We start from the raw sequence: 18,515 nt of genomic DNA on the forward strand, positions 1-18,515 counted from the left end.
GGCTGGAGCGCCTCGGCCGCCGTTGAACGGCCAAAGGCGCTCCAGCTGGGGCGAAGCTCGGTCTCAGTCGCGCACGGTCAGCCAGTCCACCGCGGCCACCTTCCGCGCACCCGAAGCGACGAGGTACACATCATGGGTGCCCGTCACCGCGCGCGCGAGCCGCACCGACCGCTCCCGCCACTGGTCCGCGCCGCCCGTGTCCGGCACCGGCAGCGTCGCCGCCACGCGGCCCTCGGGGCCGTCCAGCCGCAGTCGCAGCACACAGCCGCCGCCGCAGCCCGCCGACGCCATCCGCACCGTCAGCCGGCCGGGGGCGTCCGCGCCGAACGAGACCTGACGGAAGCCGATCAGACCGCCGGAGCCCAGCACGCCGGTGGCCGCGTCGCCGCGTTCGCCACCGCGCACCACCTGCGCCCGTTCGGCCTGCAGCGTAGCGGCGGCGTCCGGCCCGTCCGCGTACAGCCGGATCTCGTTCACCGCCCATGGCACGTCACCGGCGGCGGTCAGCTCGATCCGCACATAGCGGGCCGTGCGCTGTGCGAAGACCGCGTCCTGGGTGAAGGAGCGGCCCGCGACGCGGGCGACGGGGGAGCCCCAGTCGCGGCCGTCGCGGCTGACGGACACCGTGAAGCCGTAGGGGTGGCCCGTGGCGTCCAGTCCGGCGTCGATCGCCAGCCGGGAGAAGGTCTTCGCCGCGCCCAGGTCCAGGGTCAGCGACTGCCCGGCGGCCTGGGCGGCGTCCGGCCGCCACTGGGTGGTCTGTACGCCGTCGACGGCGGCGGAGGCGTCACCGCCGCCGGAGAACGTGGCCTTCCAGCCGTCGTTGCGCACCCGCGACTCACACCCCGGCAGGTCGCATCCGGCCGACCAGATGGGCGCCCCGTACTCGTACGCGCCCTGATCGGGACCGGCGCCCCGCACCCCGGTGGTCACCCCGTCCACCGTCTCGCCCGCGTCGATGGCGGGGGATCCGGCGCGCGGCCACAGCTCGCCGTTGCGGGTGTCGGTGTACCGCGGATCGGCCGGTGGCAGGAGGTTGTTGCGGACGACGGGGGCCGGATCGCCCGGTCCGGAGATCGGCCGGCATCGGCGGCCACCAGACCGCCGCCCGCGTCCTTCCAGCCGGTCACGGTCCGCGTCCCGTCGACGGTGACAGGTCCGTCCCCGTACGCCGCGAGGGTGATCGGGGCGCCCGCGCGGCCCGAGGGCGGGGCGACCCGCTCGCGGTAGTCGCCGCGGTGGATCAGGCAGGTGTCCCCGGGCCGGACCAGGTCGGTGCAGCGGCCGATGGTGCGCAGGGGATGGCGCTCGCTGCCGCCGTCCCGGTCGGAGCCCCAGGTGGCGACGTGGTACGTACGCCCCTGCTGCCCCGGCCCTCCCCGCGCCGTCGCGGTGCCCGGCAGCGCCGCGGTGAGGACGGCCATGGCCGCGACGGCGGCCGTGGAAATGCGCCTGAGCGTGGATCTCATCTACCGCCTCCAGAGTTCAGGGTCGACCGAAACCTAGGAGAAACATCGGATGAGGTCAACGGAAAGAGGCGGATTCTAGGCAGGGTGCGCGGAAATTCCGCACGACAGATCCGATGTCTCTTGGCGTCCCTTGCGGCCTCTTTCGATAAATCGACTCATTGACAAAGAGGTATTCGCTCGCCGAATATGGCCCGGATGTCTGCCGGCATCACGGACATCATGGACATCACTCGAAACGGCGGGCGCTGATCTCCGCCGCGGTGTCGGCCACCAGCCGCCCCCACCGGTCCACCTCGTGCGGGTCGTAGCGGGAGTCGGGCATGGAGATGGCGACGGTGGCCACCGGGGCTCCGCTCCCCGCGACGATCGGCGCGGCGATGGCGCAGACGTCGGGCAGGTACTGATTGCGGTTGACGGCATACCCGTCCCGCCGGACCCGCTCCAGTTCCGCGCGCAGGTCGTGCGGATCGGTGATGGTGGCGTCCCCGTAGCGGGCCAGGCCGTCCGCGATGACCTCGTCGACCTCGTCGGCGGGGAGAAGGGCGAGGACCGCGTGGCCGGTGGCCGTGGCGTGCATCGGCGAGGTGTCGCCGACCTGATGGTAGGTGCGCACCGCCTGGGTGCAGTCGACCCGGTCGACCATGACCATGCAGCGCAGCCCGTCCGGGACGGACAGGTGGATGGTCTCGTCGACCGCGTCGCGCAGCCGGCACATCGGCTCACGCGCCGCGGCGAACAGGCTCGACCCCTGGTGCGCCGCCGGGCGGACCGCGAGCACCCGGGCGCCGACCTCCCAGCGCGTGGTGTCGCCCCGGCTGGCGCGCAGCCAGCCCGCCTCGTTGAGCGTCACCAGCGTGCGCTGCACGGTCGACTTGGGCAGTCCGAAGATCTTCGTCAGCTCGCCGACGGTCACCGGCTGGTGCTGGGCGACCGCTTCGAGGATCCGAAGGCTGCGGATCACGCTCTTCATTTCCATCGGGTTTCCCCCACCGGGTTCTGGATTTTTTCGCTGCGTGAGCCCTTGACCGGTCCCTGGAGCGCTGCGACATTGATGCTGCAATCTAGCACGGCATGCCACATTGTGGAACAGGCCGTCTGGGAAACCTCTTCTCCCACCCCAGGAGGCATCCGTGGCAACGAGGAAGCGGGTAGCGGTCGTCGGCACCGGGACCATGGGCAGTCAGGCCATGTGGCGGCTGGCCTCCCGGGGCGCGGAGGTGACCGGCTACGACCGGTACGCCCCCGGCCACGACCGGAGCGCGGCGGGCGGCGAGACCCGGATCTTCCGCAGCGCCCACTTCGAGGACTCCCGCTACGTACCGCTGCTGCGCCACGCCGACGCCCTGTGGCAGGAGCTGCAGCGGGAGACCGGCCGCGAGCTGCGCCGGCTCACCGGATGTCTGCTCATGGGCCCGACCGGCCACCAGCAGATGAGGACGGTCCTGGAATCCATCGCGGAACACGGCCTCGACCACGAGGTGCTGGACGCGGACGCGCTGGCCAAGCGCTTCCCCCAGTTCCGCGTCGAGGACGGCGACGCCGCCGTACTGGACCGCAACGCGGGCCTGCTGCGCCCCGAGCTGACCGTGCACACCGCGGCCGCCCGCGCCGAGCGGCTGGGCGCCCGGCTGCACCGCTACACACCGGTGCGGGAAGTGGCCCCCGCGGGCAGCGGAGTGGCGGTGACCACCGACCAGGGCACCGAGCACTTCGACGCCGCCGTGGTCACCGTCGGCCCCTGGGTCAACGAACTGCTGCCGGACCTGGAGTGGGAGGTGGACATCCGGCGGCTGATCAACGCCTGGTTCCTGCCCACCGCCCACGACTGGCACGGCGCCGAGGCGCCCGCCTTCATCCGCACCGCGCCCACCCACTGCTACGGGCTGCCCTCACCCGACGGCATCTCGGTCAAGCTCGGCCTGTCCCGTGCCCTGCACCGCGCCGTGCCCGACCCGCAGCGGCTGGACCGCACCGTGGCACCGGAGGAACTGGCCGTCTTCACCGAGCTGACCCGCCGCCACATGCCCGACCTGCACCCCGACCCGGTGCGGCTGTCGGTGTTCATGGAGGGCTACACCGAGAGCAGCCGTCCGCTGGTCGGCCCGCTGCCCGATTGCGAGGACATCGTGCTGCTGGCCGGATTCTCCGGGCACGGCTTCAAGCTCTCGCCCGCCATGGGCGACATCGCGGCCGACCTCGCGCTGGACGGCGACACCCTCCAGCCCATCGACTTCCTGTCCACGCGCGGCCGCACCGCGGCCTGACCCCTCCACGGAAGGCATCAGATGACACTGACCGTCGGTCCGCTGACCGCCGACACCGGCCGCAAGGTCCGGGGCACCGTCCCGGTGGACCTCGGCCCGGTCACCGCCGGCCTCCCGGTCACCCTGGTCGACGGCGTCCGCCCCGGCCCCCGGGTCGTGCTCACCGGCGGGGTGCACGGTGGCGAGTTCGCCGGTGTCGACGCCGCCGCGCGGCTGGCCGCTCTGCTGACCCCCGAGGAGGTGCGCGGACAGGTCGTGCTCTGCCCCGTCGCCAACCCCCCGGCCGTCTACCAGGGCCGGCTGGGCACCTCCCCGCTGGACGGCGTCAACATCAACCGGGTCTTCCCCGGCGACCCGGACGGCGGGCCCACCGAACGGCTGGCCGCCTGGCTCTTCGCCCATCTGCTGCCGGGCGCGGACGCCTACGCCGACCTGCACAGCGGCGGCATCGACGAGACCCTGACCGACTTCGTCGGCTACCGGCTCACCGGCGACGCCGCCCTGGACGCCACGGCCCGCGGCATGGCCCACGCCGTCGGCTACCCGGACGTCGTCCTCGGTACCGACGCCACCGGCGGCAACAGCCACGCCGCCGCCGCCCGCCGGGGCGTGCCCGCCATCCTCATCGAGACCGGCCAGCTCGGCGACCGCGACCCCGCCACCACGGCCACCCTGCTCGACGGCCTCTTCCGGCTGCTGCGCCACCTCGGCACCCTCGACCCGCTGCCGGACCCCCAGCCGCGTCCCACCCGGGAGTGGGTGTGGGCCGCGTCCGTGGCCTCCCCGGCCACCGGGCTGTGGTACCCGGAGACCGGCCGCGGCGAGGACGTGGCCGAGGGCCAGAGCCTCGGCCGCCTCGTCGACCCCGCCGACGGCCGGGAGCACAAGGTCACCGCGCCCGCCACCGGCCGCCTCTTCTACGGGATGCACGGCCTCCCCGTCGCCACCGGCGCCGAACTGGCCGCCATCGCCACCCCGTACACCGCGACCCAGCCCGACCCGCCCGACCCGCACAACCCGGAGGTGCAGTGATGAGAGATCCCCTGATCGGACGCAGAGCCCTGCTGCGCGGGGCCGGTGGCCTCGCCGCCGTCGCCGCCCTGCCGTCGCTGGCCGCCTGCGGCACCGGCACCAGCCGCGCCGACAGCGGCGGCGGCAAGAAGACCCTCACCGTCCGCAACAGCGGTGGCACCTACGGGGACGCCAACCAGAAGGCGCTGTACGACGCCTTCACCAAGGAGACCGGCATCTCCATCCGGGTCGTCAACATCCAGTACGCCCAGATGCTCGCCCAGATCAAGCAGGGCAGGCCGCAGTTCGACGTCATCGACGACTCGATGGCCGACTTCATGAAGCTGGGACAGCAGGGCGCCCTGCAGACGCTGGAGCACGACCGGCTGAAGAACTTCAAGAAGGCCCGGGTCGCGAGCGGGCTCGTCACCGACTACGCGATCGGCAAGAACTACTGGGCCAGCGTCATGGCCTACCGCACCGACGCCTTCGGCGGCCGCAAGCCCGCCTCCTGGGCGGACTTCTGGGACACCAGGAAGTTCCCCGGCAGCCGCTCCCTGCAGAACCAGGACGCCGACCTGCCCGAGCTGGAATTCGCCCTGCTCGCCGACGGCGTGCCGATGGACAAGCTCTACCCGCTCGATGTGGACCGCGCGTTCAAGTCCATGGACCGGATCAAGGGATCGGTGAAGAAGTACTGGGACACCGGGGCGCTCCCCGGAGTGCTGCTCGGCCGCAAGGAAGTGGTGATGACCAGCGTCTGGCAGGGCCGGCTGGACGCGCTGATCAAGGGCGGCAGCCCGATGGCGTACCAGTGGAACGGCGCCCGCAGGCAGTCCAACGGCTGGGGCATCCCGAAGGGCACCGACAAGACCGACGCCGCCTACCAGCTCATCGACTTCTCGCTGCGGCCCGACATCCAGGCCGCGTTCGCCAGGATCTACCCGATGGGCCCGGTCGTGCCGTCCGCCTACGACCACCTCTCCGCCGGCATCAAGGCCAATCTGCCCAGCTCGCCCGCCCACCTGGACTCCGGCTTCGACCTGGACGTCGCCTGGTGGATCAAAAACGAGGACGCCGTCAACAAGCGCTGGCTGGAGTGGTCCCGTGCCTGACCTCCACATCGCCGACCCCGCACAAGGCCCCGCACCCGCCATGACCGCCGCGACCGCGCAGGCATCGCCCACCGGCAAGGCCCTGTCCATCGTGGGGCTCCACAAGTCCTACGCCGGCGCCGTGGCCGTGGACTCCGCCTCGATGGAGATAGCGGCGGGGGAGTTCGTCACCTTCCTCGGCCCCTCCGGCTCCGGCAAGACCACCACCTTGATGATGGTCGCCGGATTCGTCGAACCCGACGCGGGCACCGTCACCGTCGGCGGACGCGACGTCACCCGGCTCGCCCCGCAAAAGCGCGGCTTCGGCTTCGTCTTCCAGCAGTACCTGCTGTTCCCGCACATGACCGTCGGCGAAAACCTCGCCTTTCCGCTGCAACTGCGCGGCGTGCCCAAGGCCGAGATCCGTACGCGGGTGCACGAGGCCCTGGAGATGGCGGGCATGGCCGGGTTCGCCGGGCGCCGCCCGCGCGAGCTGTCGGGGGGACAGCAGCAGCGCGTCGCCCTGTGCCGGGCGCTGATCTACCGCCCGCCGGTGATCCTCATGGACGAACCGCTCGGCGCGCTCGACAAGAAGCTCCGCGACCAGCTCCAGATCGAGATCAAGGCCATCCAGCGCGAACTCGGCCTCACCGTCATCTACGTGACGCACGACCAGGAAGAGGCGCTGGTCCTCTCCGACCGCATCGCGGTGATGCGGGACGGCGGCATCGACCAGTTCGACACCCCGCGCGAACTCTTCGAGCGTCCCCGGACCCCGTTCGTCGCCGACTTCCTCGGCGCCGCCAACTTCCTCCCCGGCCGGGTGATGAAGGGCGACGACAACGCCACCCTGGTCCGCCTCGACCACGGCGGACTGCTCACCGCGCGCCCCCACCCCATCCGCCCCGGCCACCCGGTCCAGGCCGCCGTACAGCCCGGACGACTCCGTATCTGCGCCCCCGAACAGGGCTTCTGCACCGGCACCGTGGAAACCGTCACCTATGTCGGCACCCTCGTCCGCACCGGAGTGCGCATCGCCGAGGACACCGCGCTGCTGCGCCTCGAAGTGCCCGCCGGCCGCGCCCCCGTCACCGGCGAGCGGGTCGGACTGACCGCCGACGCCGAGGACATCAACGTCTTCCCGGCAGAGCGGGAAGGCTGAGCCATGGCCGGATCCCTGGTACGCCCCGCCGCGCCCGTACGCCCCCACAGCGCCCCCAAGCCGAGCCGCCCCCGGGGGCTGCGCCACCGGCTGGTGGGCACCCGCAGGGCCCGCGTCGGCCTGCTCAACGCCTCGCCGATCGTCCTCTACCTGCTCGTCCTCTTCGTCTTCCCCATCCTCGGCACCCTGCTGCTCAGCCTCAAGAACGCCGACGGCTCCCTCACCCTGCACTGGTACGCCGCCGCCCTCAGCGGCGCCAGCCTCTCGGTGCTCCTCACCACCCTGCGGATCTCCGCAGAAACGTCTCTGCTCGCCCTCGTCGTCGGCTTCGTCCTCGCCAACGCGCTCTCCCGGCTGCGGCCGATCTGGGCCGGACTCGTCATGCTGATCGTCGTCGTCCCGCACTTCATCAGCGCCCTGGTCCGCACCTACGGCTGGATCATCCTGCTCGGCGACCACGGCCTGGCCAACCAGACCCTCACCGGCCTCAAGGTGCCCGGCACCCCGTTCCGGATGCTCTACAACGAGACCGGCGTGGTCATCGGCACCACCGCCGTGATGCTCCCGTACACCGTCCTGCTGCTGTACGGCGTGATGCGCGGCGTCGACCGGCGGCTGCTCGCCGCCGCGGCCAGCATGGGCGCCGGGCGGGTGCGCATCTTCGTCCGCGTCTACCTGCCGCTCGTCGCCCCGGGCCTGGCCAGCGCCGGACTGCTCAGCTTCATCCTGTGCCTCGGCTACTACATCACCCCCGCGCTGATGGGCGGCACCAAGCAGACGATGGTGGCCTCCCTCATCAACGACCAGGTGATGAAGCAGGACCAGTGGAACGGCGCGGCCGCCCAGGGCGTCGTCCTGCTGCTCATCACCTTCGCCGGACTGCTGCTGCTCAAGACGGCCCGGTCCATCGGCGCGGGCGCGCGGAAGAGGAGCACGTCATGACCGGACTGCGCGGCACCTGGACCGGACGGATCGCGCTCACCGTCGCCGCCACCCTCATCCTGCTCTTCCTGGCCCTGCCGATCATCGTCATCGTCGTCACGTCCTTCGGCGCCGACGCCTTCGGAACGTTCCCGCCCAGCAGCTGGACCCTCGGCTGGTACCGGGCGCTCTTCGCCGACGGAAGCAAGTGGCCCGCCGCGCTGTCGCTCAGCGTCCTGGTGGCCTCCATCACCACCGTGTTCTCGGTGATCCTCGGCATCACCGCGGCCACCGCGCTCACCCGCAGCGAACTGCCGCTGCGCTCCGCGGTGTACGCCCTCGTCCTCGGCCCGCTGCTGATCCCGCAGGTCGTCACCGCGCTCGGGCTGTTCCTGCTCTTCGAGCCCGCCTCGATGCTCGGCAGCCCCATCGCCATCGCGCTCGGCCACACCGTCCTGGCCTCGCCCATCGCGGTGATGATCCTGGTGGCCACCCTGCGCGGCATCGACGAACGGCTGGAGGACGCCGCCGCCAGCATGGGCGCGGGGCGGCTCACCGTGGCCCGCCGGATCACCTTCCCGCTGGCCGCGCCCGGCATCGTCGCGGCCGCCATCTTCTCCTTCATCACCAGCTTCGACGAGTTCTTCATCTCCCAGTTCCTGTCCTCCGCCACCACCGTGACCCTGCCCGTGCAGGTCTTCAACGCCCTCTCCTACGACGTCGACCCGAGCGTGACCGCGGTCAGTGCCGTGCTCATCGCCATCGCGGTGCTCGCGCTCGTCCTGGTGGGCCTGGTGCGCTGGATCGGCTCGGGGCGGCAGCACGCGCTGCTGTCGGTGGAGAACACCGCCGGACTCGCCCCCGGAGGCGACGCCGTATGACCAGCACCGAAGCCCTCCCCACCGCCACCGGTCCCGCCATCGCGGAGCGGCATCTGCTGCTCAACATGACCGCCAACGGATCGATCGGTGCCCCGGGCCGCGATCTGTTCGTCGTCACCCGCGGCGAGGGCCCGTACGTCCACGACGCCGACGGGCGCCGCTACATCGACGGGCTGTCCGGCCTGTACTGCGCCCAGCTCGGCTACGGCTACGCCGCCGAGTTCGCCGAAGCGGCCCGCCGGCAGCTCGGCGAGCTGTGCTACAGCCCGCTGTGGTCCAGCTCCGCCCACCCCACCGCGCTCGCCCTCGCCGACCGGCTCGCCGATCTCGCCCCCGAGGGCGTCGCCTACACCTTCTTCAGCGGCGGCGGCGCCGAAGCCGTGGAAACCGCCTGGAAGATCGCCCGCAAATACCACGCGCTGCGCGGCGAACCGGGCCGCACCAAGGCCATCGCCCGCCGCGGCGCCTACCACGGGCTCACTCTCGGCGCCCTGTCGTTCACCGACGACCCCGGCCTCACCCAGCCGTACGGCCCCCCGGCCGTCACCACCCGGTTCATCGCCGACACCAACCGCGGCCGGCTGCCCGAACCGCTCGACGACGCCGCGTTCACCGAACTCCTCCTCACCGACGTGGAAGCGGCGCTCCTGGACGAGGGCCCGGAGACCGTCGCCATGCTCATCGCCGAACCCGTGCAGAACCGCGGCGGCTGCATCCCCCCGCCCGCCGGGTACTGGCAGGGGCTCAGGCGCCTCGCCGACCGGTACGGCTTCCTGCTCGCCGCCGACGAGGTGATCACCGCCTTCGGGCGGCTCGGCGAATGGTTCGGCGGCGACCGCTACGGCGCCCGCCCCGACCTCATCACCCTCGCCAAGGGGCTGACCGCGGGCTACGCCCCGATGGGCGCCACCATGATCAGCACGCGGGTGGCCGATGTCCTCAACCGCCCCGGCGAGGTCCTCAACCACGGCTACACCTTCGGCGGACATCCGCTGTGCGCGGCCATCGCCCTGCGCAGCATCGAGATCATCGAACGCGACGGAATCCTCGCCGGCGTCCGCGGCGGCCAGGACCACCTCGCCAAACGGCTGGCCGAGCTGAGCGCACTGCCGATCGTCGCCGACATCCGCGGCGAGGGCTTCTTCCACGCCATCGAACTCGCCGGGGACGGCGAGCGCGGCGCCTTCAGCGAGCCCCTGCGCGCCGCGCTCATACGCGACCTCATCCCGCGCCGGCTGCGCGAGGCCGGACTGCTCGCCCGCGTCTACGACCGCGCCGCCCCGCTCGTGCAGATCGCGCCGCCGCTCATCAGCGACCGCGACCTGCTGGACCGCGTCGTCGACATCATCGGCGCCACCCTCGACGAGGCCACCACCCATCTCCCCACCGCCTGACCCGCACGCCACGGACACTCACGGATACGAGGTTTCCGCCCATGACGACCACCGACACCGCCCCCTACACCATCGGCCCGGTGACCTGCGCCCCAGGCGAGCGCGCCCAGGGACTGATCCCGGTCGGCGCCCACTCCTACGGCGTCCAGCTCGGCATCCCGCTGCTCGTCGTCAACGGCACCGCGCCCGGCCCGGTGCTGTGTGTGGACGGCGGCGTCCACGGCGACGAATACGACGGCATGGAGGCCGTCCGCCGCGTCGTCGCCACCACCGACCCCCGGGCGCTGCGCGGCACCCTCGTCGGCATCCCCTGCGTGAACACCCCGGCCTTCGAGGCCGCCGCCCGCGCCAGTGGCCTGGACCACGCCAACCTCAACCGCATCTTCCCCGGCGACGCGGACGGCTCGTACTCGCTGCGGCTCGCCGCCGCCTTCGTCGACCAGGTCATCCCCGCCATCGACGCCCTGGTGGACCTGCACACCGGCGGCACCTTCGGGGAGATCGCCTCGCTGACCATCGTCCAGGGCGGCTACGAGGAGCTGGCCACCTCCATCGGCCTCGCCGCCGGACACGAACTGATCTGGAAGGGCGGTTCCTGGGGCGGCACGGCCCGGCTGTCCACCCTCCAGGCGGGCAAGCCCGCCATCACCATCGAGGCGGGCGGGGGGACCTACCGTGAGGAGACCGTCGACCTGCACATCGGATCGGTGCGCAACATCATGCGCCACCTGGGCATGATCGAGGGCGACGCCGAACTGCGCACCGGCTACACGGCGGTGAGCGGCACCTTCGCCCGCTCGGCGGACGGCGGGTTCTTCGTCGGCCACGCGGCCCCCGGCGAGCAGTGCAAGGAGGGCGATCTGATCGGCACCATCACCGACCACTACGGGAGCGTCCTGGAGGAGGTGCGCGCCCCGCGGGACGGCATCGTGCTGTGGGTGCGCCGGATCCGTACCGTACGCCCGGGCGACGAGGTGGTCATCTTCGGCGCCGTGGAGGGGGAGATCCGGCCATGACGGACGCGCCCGCGACCGGCGAGCCCGTCACCGAACTGCTCGTCGACGGCAAGCCCGCCCCCGCCGCGGACGGCGCCACCTTCACCGTCCTCGACCCGGCCCACGGCACCCCGATCGCCGAGGTGGCGAAGGCGGGCCGGGCGGATGTGGACCGGGCGGTGGCCGCCGCCCGGTCCGCCCTGGAGTCCGCCGGCTGGGCGCGGCTGCGCCCCGCCGACCGCGGCCGGCTGCTGTACCGGATCTCCTCCGAGATCCGCGCCCGGGCCGCCGCCCTGGCCCGGCTGGAGTCCTGGGACGTGGGCAAGCCGCTGAGCCAGGCGCGGGCCGATGTGGAGGCCGCCGCCCGCTACTTCGAGTTCTACGCGGGCGTCGCCGACAAGCTGGGCGGTACGACCGTGCCCCTCGGCCCGGGGCTGCTGGACTACACCGTGCGCGAGCCCATCGGGGTCTCCGGGCAGATCATCCCGTTCAACTACCCGCTCCAGAACACCGCCCGGGGCAGCGCCCCCGCTCTCGCGGCGGGCTGCACCGTGGTGCTCAAGCCGTCCCCGGAGGCGCCCCTGACGCCGCTGGAGATCGGCCGCGTCGCCCTGGAGTGCGGGCTGCCGCCCGGGGTGCTCAACGTGGTGCCGGGGGACGGCGAGGCGGGCGCGGCCCTCGCCGGACACCCCGGCATCGACCAGATCACCTTCACCGGCTCGGTGACCACCGGCATCTCGGTCGCCCGGAGCGCGGCCGCCAATGTGGTGCCCTCGGTGGTGGAGCTGGGCGGCAAGTCCCCGAGCGTGGTGTTCGCCGACGCGGACGTGGATCTGGCGCTGGGCGCGGTGGCGGGCTCGGTGTTCGGCAACGCCGGGCAGACCTGTTCGGCCGGTACCCGGCTGCTGCTGCAGCGCGGCGACGGATTCGCCGAGGAGTTCACCGCCCGGCTCGTCGCCCACGCCGCGTCGCTGCGGCTGGGCCCGGGCCCGGCCGATCCGGACGTGGGCCCGCTGGTCTCCGCCCGGCAGCGCGACCGGGTCGAGGGCTATCTGCGGCTGGCCCGCGAGGAGGGCGCCGTGGTCCGTACCGGGGGCGGCCGCCCGGCCGATCCGGCGCTCGCCGACGGGTACTACATCCAGCCGACCGTGCTCACCGGGCTCACCAACGACACCCGCACCGCCCAGGAGGAGATCTTCGGCCCGGTCATCACCGTCATCGAGTTCGATGACGCGGCGGAAGCCCTCGCGCTCGCCAACGACACCCCGTACGGCCTGTCCTCCTACGTATGGACCCGCGACCTGGGCACGGCGATGCGCCTCGCCGACGGGATCCGGGCCGGGCAGGTCAACATCAACGCGGTGGGCGTGGGCACCGGGGTGGAGCTGCCCTTCGGCGGCTACAAGCACAGCGGCTGGGGACGCGAGAAGGGCCTGGCCGCCCTGGACAGCTACACCCAGCTGAAGAACGTGTGCCTCGGCTTCGGCGCTTCCGGCGTGGGGGAGGGCTGATGCGCTACCGGCGGCTCGGAGACACCGGGCCACACGTCTCGGTGGTGGGCCTCGGCGGCAACAACTTCGGCTCACGGCTGGACGAGGACGCCACCCGGGCCGTCGTCCACGCCGCGCTGGACGCGGGCATCACCCTCTTCGACACCGCCGACACCTACGGCGGATACGGCGAGGGCGGCCGGGCGGGCGACAGCGAACGGCTGCTCGGCGCGGCCCTCAAGGGCCACCGCGAACAGGTCGTGCTGGCCACCAAGTTCGGCATGGCCATGGGGCCGGAGTACGACCGCTTCGGCCCGCGCGGCTGCCGGGCGTACCTCCGGCACGCCGTGGAGATGTCGCTGCGGCGGCTCGGCACCGACTACATCGACCTGTACCAGTACCACGAGCCGGACGGCGTCACCCCGGTCGCCGAGACGGTCGCCGCACTGGAGGAACTGGTGGCCGAGGGCGTGGTGCGCCACTACGGCTGCTCCAACATGACCGGGCCGGAACTGGTGGCCGGGTTCGTCTCCACCCAGGTCCGCTACCACCTGCTGGACCGCACCGCCGAAACCACGCTGACCCCCGCCGCCACCCGGCTGGGCACCGCGCTGCTGCCGTACTATCCGCTGGCCAACGGCCTGCTCAGCGGCAAGTACCGGCGTGGCGAACCACCGCCGCCGGGCAGCAGGCTGTCCTGGCGGGAGGGGTGGCTGACCGACGCGGCCCTCGACCGGGTCGAGGCGCTGACCGCCTACGGCGCCGAGCGCGGCCAGCCGCTGCTGCGGGTGGCGGTCGGCGGGCTCGCCGCACTCCCCGGGGTGGGCTCCGTGATCTGCGGAGCGATGACCCCGGACCAGGCCACCGCCAACGCGGCGGCGGCCGCATGGACACCGGACGCGGCCGATCTGGCCGCCCTCGACACCATCGTGGCCCCCGGCGAACGGGTGGTCTGACACACATGACAACCAGTGAGGTGGAGAACATGCGCCAGGTAGTGACCTTCGACGCCTATGGCACCCTCGTCGACTTCGAGCTCGTCCCGGCCACTTTGCAGGCGCTCGGCGACCGGCTCGATCTGGACGGGCTGGATGTGGACACGTTCATCGACAACTTCCGGGTGATGCGCTTCCAGGCCGTCCTGGAGGCCTACCGCCCGTACGACGAGGTGTTGCACTCCAGCCTGGAGAAGGCGATGCGGCTGCACGGGCTGGAGTTCCGCGCCTCCGACGGCGACGCCCTGGTGGCGGCCGTGTCCGGCTTCGGGCCCTTCCCCGAGGTGCCGGACGCGCTGCGGGCCCTGAAGTCCCGTTATGAGATCGCCATCATCTCCAACACCAACGACGACCTGATCGCGCGGAACATCGAGCGCATCGGCGTGGACTTCGACCATGTGATCACGGCCCAGCAGGCCGGGGCGTACAAGCCGTCCCGGGAGACCTTCGCGTACGCCTACAAGACCATCGGTGTCGACCCGTCGCAAGTCATCCACACCGCCCAGGGCTGGGAATACGACCTGATCCCCACGCGTGACCTGGGTCTGGCCCGCCGGGTGTGGATCAACCGGTTCGGCCGCCGGGGCAGCACCGCCTACCAGCCCTACGACGAGCTGTCGGACCTGTCCGGCCTGCCCGCCCTGCTGGGCGTGTGAGGAGCCGACCGATGAAGCAGATCCCGTACTGGCTGGACACCGCCCCGCCGTTTCCGGACCGCTCGGGCAGGCAGCTGCCGGACACGGTCGACGTGGCGGTGATCGGCGGCGGTCTCACCGGTCTGTCCACCGCCCTGCACAGTGCCCGCAAGGGCGCCGAGGTGCTGCTCGTGGAGAAGGACAAGATCGGCTCCGGTGCCTCGGGGCGCAACGGCAGCATGTGCACCCAGGGCATCACCATCTCCACCGGCGAGGCGCGCAAGCGCTACGGGCAGCCGCGCGCCCGCGAGCTGTACGACGCCTTCCGCGAGGCGGTCGACATTGTCGAGGAGCTGACGGAGAAGGAGGGCATCGACTGCGACTTCAGCCGGTGCGGCCGCCTCGGGGTGGCGTACAAGCCCGAGCACTTCGAGCAGAAGAAGGCCCAGCAGCGCGATCTGGCCGAGAACTTCGGCCATGACACGGTGCTGCTGAGCCGGGAGGAGCTGCGCGCCGAACTCGGCTCGGACTACTACCACGGCGCCCTGCTGGACCCGCTCAGCGCCGGATTGCACGTCGGCAAGTACGTACACGGCCTCGCGGAGGCCGCCGAGCGGGCCGGGGCGCGGATCCACGAGCGCAACGCCGCCACCGCCGTGACCCGCGCCCGGGACGGCTCCTTCCTGGTGGAGACGTTGCACGGCACCGTCCGCGCGAAGCAGGTGATGGCCGCCACCGACGCGTACACCGACCGGTCGCTGCCGTGGTTCCGCAAGCGGCTGGTGTCCGTCGGCAGCTTCGTCATCGTCACCGAGCCGCTGGGCGAGGAACTGGCCCGGGAGATCATCCCGAAGGCCCGGCTGGTGGTCGACTCCAAGAACATCGGCCACTACATCCGGCTCACCCCCGACAACCGCCTCGCCTTCGGCGGCCGGGCCCGCTTCGCCCCCTCCGACCCGGCCTCGGACCGCCGCAGCGGCGCGGTGCTCCAGCGCGAGATGGCGGAGATATTCCCGCAGTTGAGCCGCGTGGGCATCGACTACGTATGGGGCGGGAGCGTCGGCTTCTCCTACGACCGCGTCCCGCACGCGGGCCAGGCCGGGGGCGTGTACTACTCCATGGGGTACTGCGGCCACGGCGTCCAGATGGCCACGTACATGGGGCGCGCCATGGCCGAGGTGATGGACGGCCACCCGGAGGCCAACCCGCTGCGCGGCATCGGCTTCCCGAAGATCCCGGTGCCCTTCTACAACGGGACGGCCTGGTTCCTGCCCTTCGCCGGGGCGTACTACAAGGCCAAGGACCGGCTCATGTGATCCCCGGGCCTCCCGGACCCCGGACATCCCGGGCACCCTTGGCCCCCCGGCCCCCCGCCGCGCCGCGCGCCCGGCGGGGTCAGCCGTCTTCGGGGAGGTACGGACCGGCGAGGGAGACCTCGGCCCGCTCCAGGGCGCGGGCCAGCTCATCGCCCGGCGGGCGCTCGCTGACCAGCACGTCGATGCGGCTGAGCGGGCAGATCCGGGCCAGCGCCCGGCGCTCGAACTTGGCCGAGTCCGCCAGCACCACGACCCGGGACGCGGAGTCCATCATCTCCTGGATCATCTGCGCCTCCGGGATGCTGGACACCGAAAGCCCCGAGGCGCTGACCCCGCCCACCGCGATGAGGGCGGTGTCCGCGCTCACCCCGGCGGTGTCGGGGAAGCGGATCGGGCCGATGGTGACCAGCGCGGAGGTCCGGCAGCCGCCGCCGAGGACGAACAAATCGCGCAGCGCCTGAACCGGGACCATGCCCGGGACCCGCAGATTGTTGGTGACGATCGTCAGCCCCCGGTGGCTACCGAGCGCGGCGACCGCCGAGAGCACCGTGGTGCCGCCGTTGACGAGCAGCGTCTCGTTGTCCCGCACCAGACGGGCGGCGGCGGTGTCCTTCCGCGGCCGCGGCTGGGCCCGCGCCGCCGTCCTCATCCCGTGGGCCATCCCCACCGTCGTCACCTCGCGGATGTTCGGCTGGATCTTCGACGGCCAGTCCGGTGTCGCCCACTACCTGCTGACCCGCCTCCATCTGACCGACGGCTACATCGACTTCCTCGGCGATCCGCACACCGCCCTGCCCACCATCGGCCTCGCCGACGTCTGGAAGACCACCCCGTTCATGGCGCTGCTGGTGCTCGCCGCGCTGCAGACCGTGCCGAAGGAACTGGGCGAGTCCGCGAAGATCGACGGCGCCTCGCCCTGGCGCGCCTTCCGCTCCCTCACCCTGCCGGTGATCGCGCCCGCCCTGCTGATCGCCGCCCTCATCCGGGTCCTCGACGCCTTCCGCGTCTTCGACCTGCCGTACGTCCTCACCGGCGGCGGACCGGCGGACTCCACCGAGACGCTGTCCACCTTCGGCTACAAGACCCTCTTCTCCGGCCTCGAACTGGGCTACGGCTCGATGATCGCCACCGCCGCCTTCCTCACCGAAGTGCTCATCGCCGCGGGCTTCGCCTCTTACCTGAGCCGGCGCTACCGCGCCCTGGAGGGCTGAGCCATGACCGCCATCCCCGTGCCCGTCCCCGCCGCGCCCGCCGCCATCCGGGCCCGCCGCCGGGCCCTGACCCGCCGGACGCTGTTCCGGCTGGCCGTCGCCGCCGTCGTGCTCTGGTCCGTCGCACCGTTCCTGTGGCAGCTCAGCACCTCCTTCCAGCGGGACCGCGACCTGTCCTCGGTGACCCCGCACTGGCTGCCCGCCCCGGGCACCCTGGAGCACTACCGGGCCGTCTTCAGCGACTACGAGTTCGGCAAGTACCTGGTCAACAGCGTCATCGTCACGGTCACCGCGACCACGATCGGACTGCTGCTGGCGGCCCTGGCCACCTATGCGCTCGCCCGGCTGCCGGTGCCCGGCAAGGGCATGGTGCTCGCCGTCGTCCTCGGCGGCGAGATCGCCGTGCCGTGGCCCGGCGGCACCGACTGGGTGGCCACGCTGCTCGGCGCGCCCGACCGGGTGCAGCTCGGCGGCACCGGACCGCAGGCCGCCTGGGCGCTCGCCGTGCTCGGCGCGCCCGGCGTCGTCCCGCTGGCCGACCGCAGCGCCGAGCAGCTCGCGGTGCTCCACCCCGACGTGACGCTGTGCACGGCCGCGGGCACCGCCCCCGCCGGGCGGCTGACCGGCGCCGACGCGCCGACCGGTGGTGCGCCCAAACAGCCGCACGCCGTCCTGGAGTTCGCCGCGGGCACCCCGGCCCCCGGACTGCCCGGCGGGCTGCCCCGCTCCTCCCGGATCATCCTGCGGTTCATGGACGACGGGATCGAGCGCGACGAATGGTTCGCCGCCCGCTCCGGCGAACTGGCCCGCACCGCGGCGGCGGGGCTGCTGTCCGGCATGAACGGGCTGCCCGAGGACGGCACCGGGCCCGCCGACCGGGCCTGGCTCACCGGGGTCGCGCGTACCTGGCGGGACGCCGGACTGCCGCTGATCCATCTCGAACTCGCCGAGTTCACCAGCGTCCGCGCACTGCGCGCGGGATGCGACGAGTACGCCCCGCTGGCCGACTCCGTGGGCATGAGCCTGTCCGAACTCGCCGTGCTCGCCGGCCCCTCGGCCCGTACCACGCCCGTCGCCGCCGCGGCCGACTTCGCCACCGCGTACCACCTGGACCGGGTGTGTGTGCACGCGGACGGCTGGGTGCTCGCCGTCCACCGCTGCGACCCCACCGAACAGCGGACCGCGCTGATGACGGGCAGCCTGCTCGCCGCCGCGCGGGCCGCGGGCGGCGCCCCCGCCGCCGACCCGGAGCCGCCACCGGCGGCCGGCTACACCGAGGACCGCCCGGCCGACGGGCCGGTGGGGGAGGGGTTGCGCGCGGACTGCGTCCCCGCGCGGTCCCGCCCCGGGGATCGCCGGGCGCACCATCCGGGCCGGTGACGGCGTGATCCTGCTCGGCGAACTGGCCAACCGGGACCCTGCCGCCTTCCCCGACCCGGACCGGCTGGACATCGCCCGCGACGCCCGCGGCCACCAGGCTTTCGGGCTGGGCACCCATCACTGCCTCGGCCAGCCGCTGGCCCGCATGGAACTCCAGGTGGTCTACCCGGCCCTGCTGCGCCGCGTCCCCACGCTGCGCCTGGCGACGGAGCTGGAGAAGGTGCCCTTCAAGTACGACGCGGTGATCTACGGAGTCCACGCCCTCCCCGTCACCTGGTAGCCCGTTCAGCCCGTTCA

The 18,515-nt window shown here is 72.6% G+C and carries 18 protein-coding genes and 1 pseudogene; 15 read left to right on the plus strand and 4 right to left on the minus strand.

Annotated elements, in window-relative coordinates; translation table 11 throughout:
- Positions 1-63: 63 nt before the first annotated feature.
- The 3 genes from ASC60_RS42975 to ASC60_RS18840 form a co-directional block, all read right to left on the minus strand.
- Entirely contained in the window at positions 64-933 is an 870-nt protein-coding gene (locus ASC60_RS42975) for a carbohydrate-binding protein (RefSeq protein ID WP_234357012.1), read from the minus strand.
- A complete protein-coding gene (locus ASC60_RS42980; RefSeq protein WP_055552353.1) occupies positions 930-1,469 on the minus strand; it encodes a hypothetical protein in 540 nt (179 codons plus the stop codon). Before ASC60_RS42980 ends, ASC60_RS42975 begins: the two co-directional genes overlap by 4 nt.
- 226 nt (positions 1,470-1,695) lie before the next feature.
- Positions 1,696-2,439, minus strand: coding sequence for an IclR family transcriptional regulator (locus tag ASC60_RS18840; RefSeq protein WP_055552355.1), 744 nt, complete (start codon positions 2,437-2,439; stop codon positions 1,696-1,698).
- Positions 2,440-2,599: 160 nt separating this feature from the next.
- Here ASC60_RS18840 and solA point away from each other — a divergent pair, with 160 nt between their 5' ends.
- From solA to ASC60_RS18900, 12 genes are read left to right on the plus strand one after another with little or no spacing between them, the layout of a single operon-like run.
- On the plus strand, positions 2,600-3,733 hold the full coding sequence (solA, locus tag ASC60_RS18845) for an N-methyl-L-tryptophan oxidase (protein WP_079038472.1): 1,134 nt from the start codon (positions 2,600-2,602) through the stop codon (positions 3,731-3,733).
- A 21-nt stretch (positions 3,734-3,754) separates the two neighbouring features.
- Entirely contained in the window at positions 3,755-4,765 is a 1,011-nt protein-coding gene (locus ASC60_RS18850; protein WP_055552358.1) for a succinylglutamate desuccinylase/aspartoacylase family protein, read from the plus strand.
- Positions 4,765-5,859 (plus strand): ABC transporter substrate-binding protein, encoded by a 1,095-nt coding sequence (locus tag ASC60_RS18855; protein WP_055552360.1) that lies wholly within the window; start codon positions 4,765-4,767, stop codon positions 5,857-5,859. Before ASC60_RS18850 ends, ASC60_RS18855 begins: the two co-directional genes overlap by 1 nt.
- A complete protein-coding gene (locus tag ASC60_RS18860; RefSeq protein WP_370592933.1) occupies positions 5,852-7,000 on the plus strand; it encodes an ABC transporter ATP-binding protein in 1,149 nt (382 codons plus the stop codon). Before ASC60_RS18855 ends, ASC60_RS18860 begins: the two co-directional genes overlap by 8 nt.
- Before the next feature lie 3 nt (positions 7,001-7,003).
- The gene (locus ASC60_RS18865) at positions 7,004-7,942 is read left to right on the plus strand and encodes an ABC transporter permease (protein WP_055552362.1); all 939 of its coding nucleotides are present in this window, start codon (positions 7,004-7,006) and stop codon (positions 7,940-7,942) included.
- Positions 7,939-8,802 carry an ABC transporter permease gene (locus ASC60_RS18870; RefSeq protein WP_055552364.1) on the plus strand — a complete coding sequence of 288 codons (864 nt, stop codon included), beginning with the start codon at positions 7,939-7,941 and terminating at the stop codon, positions 8,800-8,802. The genes ASC60_RS18865 and ASC60_RS18870 overlap by 4 nt, the downstream gene beginning before the upstream one ends.
- On the plus strand, positions 8,799-10,196 hold the full coding sequence (locus tag ASC60_RS18875; protein ID WP_055552366.1) for an aminotransferase class III-fold pyridoxal phosphate-dependent enzyme: 1,398 nt from the start codon (positions 8,799-8,801) through the stop codon (positions 10,194-10,196). Before ASC60_RS18870 ends, ASC60_RS18875 begins: the two co-directional genes overlap by 4 nt.
- A gap of 41 nt (positions 10,197-10,237) precedes the next feature.
- A complete protein-coding gene (locus tag ASC60_RS18880) occupies positions 10,238-11,212 on the plus strand; it encodes a succinylglutamate desuccinylase/aspartoacylase family protein (RefSeq protein WP_055552368.1) in 975 nt (324 codons plus the stop codon).
- On the plus strand, positions 11,209-12,702 hold the full coding sequence (locus ASC60_RS18885) for an aldehyde dehydrogenase family protein (protein ID WP_055552370.1): 1,494 nt from the start codon (positions 11,209-11,211) through the stop codon (positions 12,700-12,702). Before ASC60_RS18880 ends, ASC60_RS18885 begins: the two co-directional genes overlap by 4 nt.
- Positions 12,702-13,637 (plus strand): aldo/keto reductase, encoded by a 936-nt coding sequence (locus tag ASC60_RS18890; RefSeq protein ID WP_055552372.1) that lies wholly within the window; start codon positions 12,702-12,704, stop codon positions 13,635-13,637. The genes ASC60_RS18885 and ASC60_RS18890 overlap by 1 nt, the downstream gene beginning before the upstream one ends.
- Before the next feature lie 29 nt (positions 13,638-13,666).
- On the plus strand, positions 13,667-14,332 hold the full coding sequence (locus tag ASC60_RS18895; protein ID WP_055552513.1) for a haloacid dehalogenase type II: 666 nt from the start codon (positions 13,667-13,669) through the stop codon (positions 14,330-14,332).
- Positions 14,333-14,343: 11 nt separating this feature from the next.
- Positions 14,344-15,627 carry an FAD-binding oxidoreductase gene (locus tag ASC60_RS18900; RefSeq protein WP_055552374.1) on the plus strand — a complete coding sequence of 428 codons (1,284 nt, stop codon included), beginning with the start codon at positions 14,344-14,346 and terminating at the stop codon, positions 15,625-15,627.
- A gap of 79 nt (positions 15,628-15,706) precedes the next feature.
- On the opposite strand, the gene ASC60_RS18905 is transcribed toward ASC60_RS18900, so the two are convergent.
- Positions 15,707-16,216, minus strand: a complete 510-nt coding sequence (locus ASC60_RS18905) for a DeoR/GlpR family DNA-binding transcription regulator (RefSeq protein ID WP_159043286.1) — start codon at positions 16,214-16,216, stop codon at positions 15,707-15,709.
- Here ASC60_RS18905 and ASC60_RS18910 point away from each other — a divergent pair.
- From ASC60_RS18910 to ASC60_RS18920, 3 genes and pseudogenes are all read left to right on the plus strand, one after another.
- Positions 16,206-16,838 carry a carbohydrate ABC transporter permease gene (locus tag ASC60_RS18910; RefSeq protein ID WP_234357013.1) on the plus strand — a complete coding sequence of 211 codons (633 nt, stop codon included), beginning with the start codon at positions 16,206-16,208 and terminating at the stop codon, positions 16,836-16,838. The genes ASC60_RS18905 and ASC60_RS18910 overlap by 11 nt on opposite strands.
- 366 nt (positions 16,839-17,204) lie before the next feature.
- The gene (locus ASC60_RS41715; protein ID WP_304956794.1) at positions 17,205-18,218 is read left to right on the plus strand and encodes an ADP-dependent glucokinase/phosphofructokinase; all 1,014 of its coding nucleotides are present in this window, start codon (positions 17,205-17,207) and stop codon (positions 18,216-18,218) included.
- Positions 18,190-18,498, plus strand: a pseudogene (locus tag ASC60_RS18920) (cytochrome P450); the annotation flags it as partial. The gene ASC60_RS41715 and the pseudogene ASC60_RS18920, both read left to right, overlap by 29 nt.
- Positions 18,499-18,515 lie beyond the last annotated feature (17 nt).

It is taken from the genome of Streptomyces sp. NBRC 110028, from assembly GCF_001417735.1.
Classification (GTDB): domain Bacteria; phylum Actinomycetota; class Actinomycetes; order Streptomycetales; family Streptomycetaceae; genus Streptomyces.

Coding starts and splice junctions, on each gene's coding strand:
- ASC60_RS42980 (WP_055552353.1), bottom strand. CDS start 1,469: ATGAGATCCACGCTCAGGCGCATTTCCACGGCCGCCGTCGCGGCCATG.
- ASC60_RS18840 (WP_055552355.1), bottom strand. CDS start 2,439: ATGAAGAGCGTGATCCGCAGCCTTCGGATCCTCGAAGCGGTCGCCCAG.
- ASC60_RS18850 (WP_055552358.1), top strand. CDS start 3,755: ATGACACTGACCGTCGGTCCGCTGACCGCCGACACCGGCCGCAAGGTC.
- ASC60_RS18855 (WP_055552360.1), top strand. CDS start 4,765: ATGAGAGATCCCCTGATCGGACGCAGAGCCCTGCTGCGCGGGGCCGGT.
- ASC60_RS18865 (WP_055552362.1), top strand. CDS start 7,004: ATGGCCGGATCCCTGGTACGCCCCGCCGCGCCCGTACGCCCCCACAGC.
- ASC60_RS18870 (WP_055552364.1), top strand. CDS start 7,939: ATGACCGGACTGCGCGGCACCTGGACCGGACGGATCGCGCTCACCGTC.
- ASC60_RS18875 (WP_055552366.1), top strand. CDS start 8,799: ATGACCAGCACCGAAGCCCTCCCCACCGCCACCGGTCCCGCCATCGCG.
- ASC60_RS18880 (WP_055552368.1), top strand. CDS start 10,238: ATGACGACCACCGACACCGCCCCCTACACCATCGGCCCGGTGACCTGC.
- ASC60_RS18885 (WP_055552370.1), top strand. CDS start 11,209: ATGACGGACGCGCCCGCGACCGGCGAGCCCGTCACCGAACTGCTCGTC.
- ASC60_RS18890 (WP_055552372.1), top strand. CDS start 12,702: ATGCGCTACCGGCGGCTCGGAGACACCGGGCCACACGTCTCGGTGGTG.
- ASC60_RS18895 (WP_055552513.1), top strand. CDS start 13,667: ATGCGCCAGGTAGTGACCTTCGACGCCTATGGCACCCTCGTCGACTTC.
- ASC60_RS18900 (WP_055552374.1), top strand. CDS start 14,344: ATGAAGCAGATCCCGTACTGGCTGGACACCGCCCCGCCGTTTCCGGAC.
- ASC60_RS41715 (WP_304956794.1), top strand. CDS start 17,205: ATGGTGCTCGCCGTCGTCCTCGGCGGCGAGATCGCCGTGCCGTGGCCC.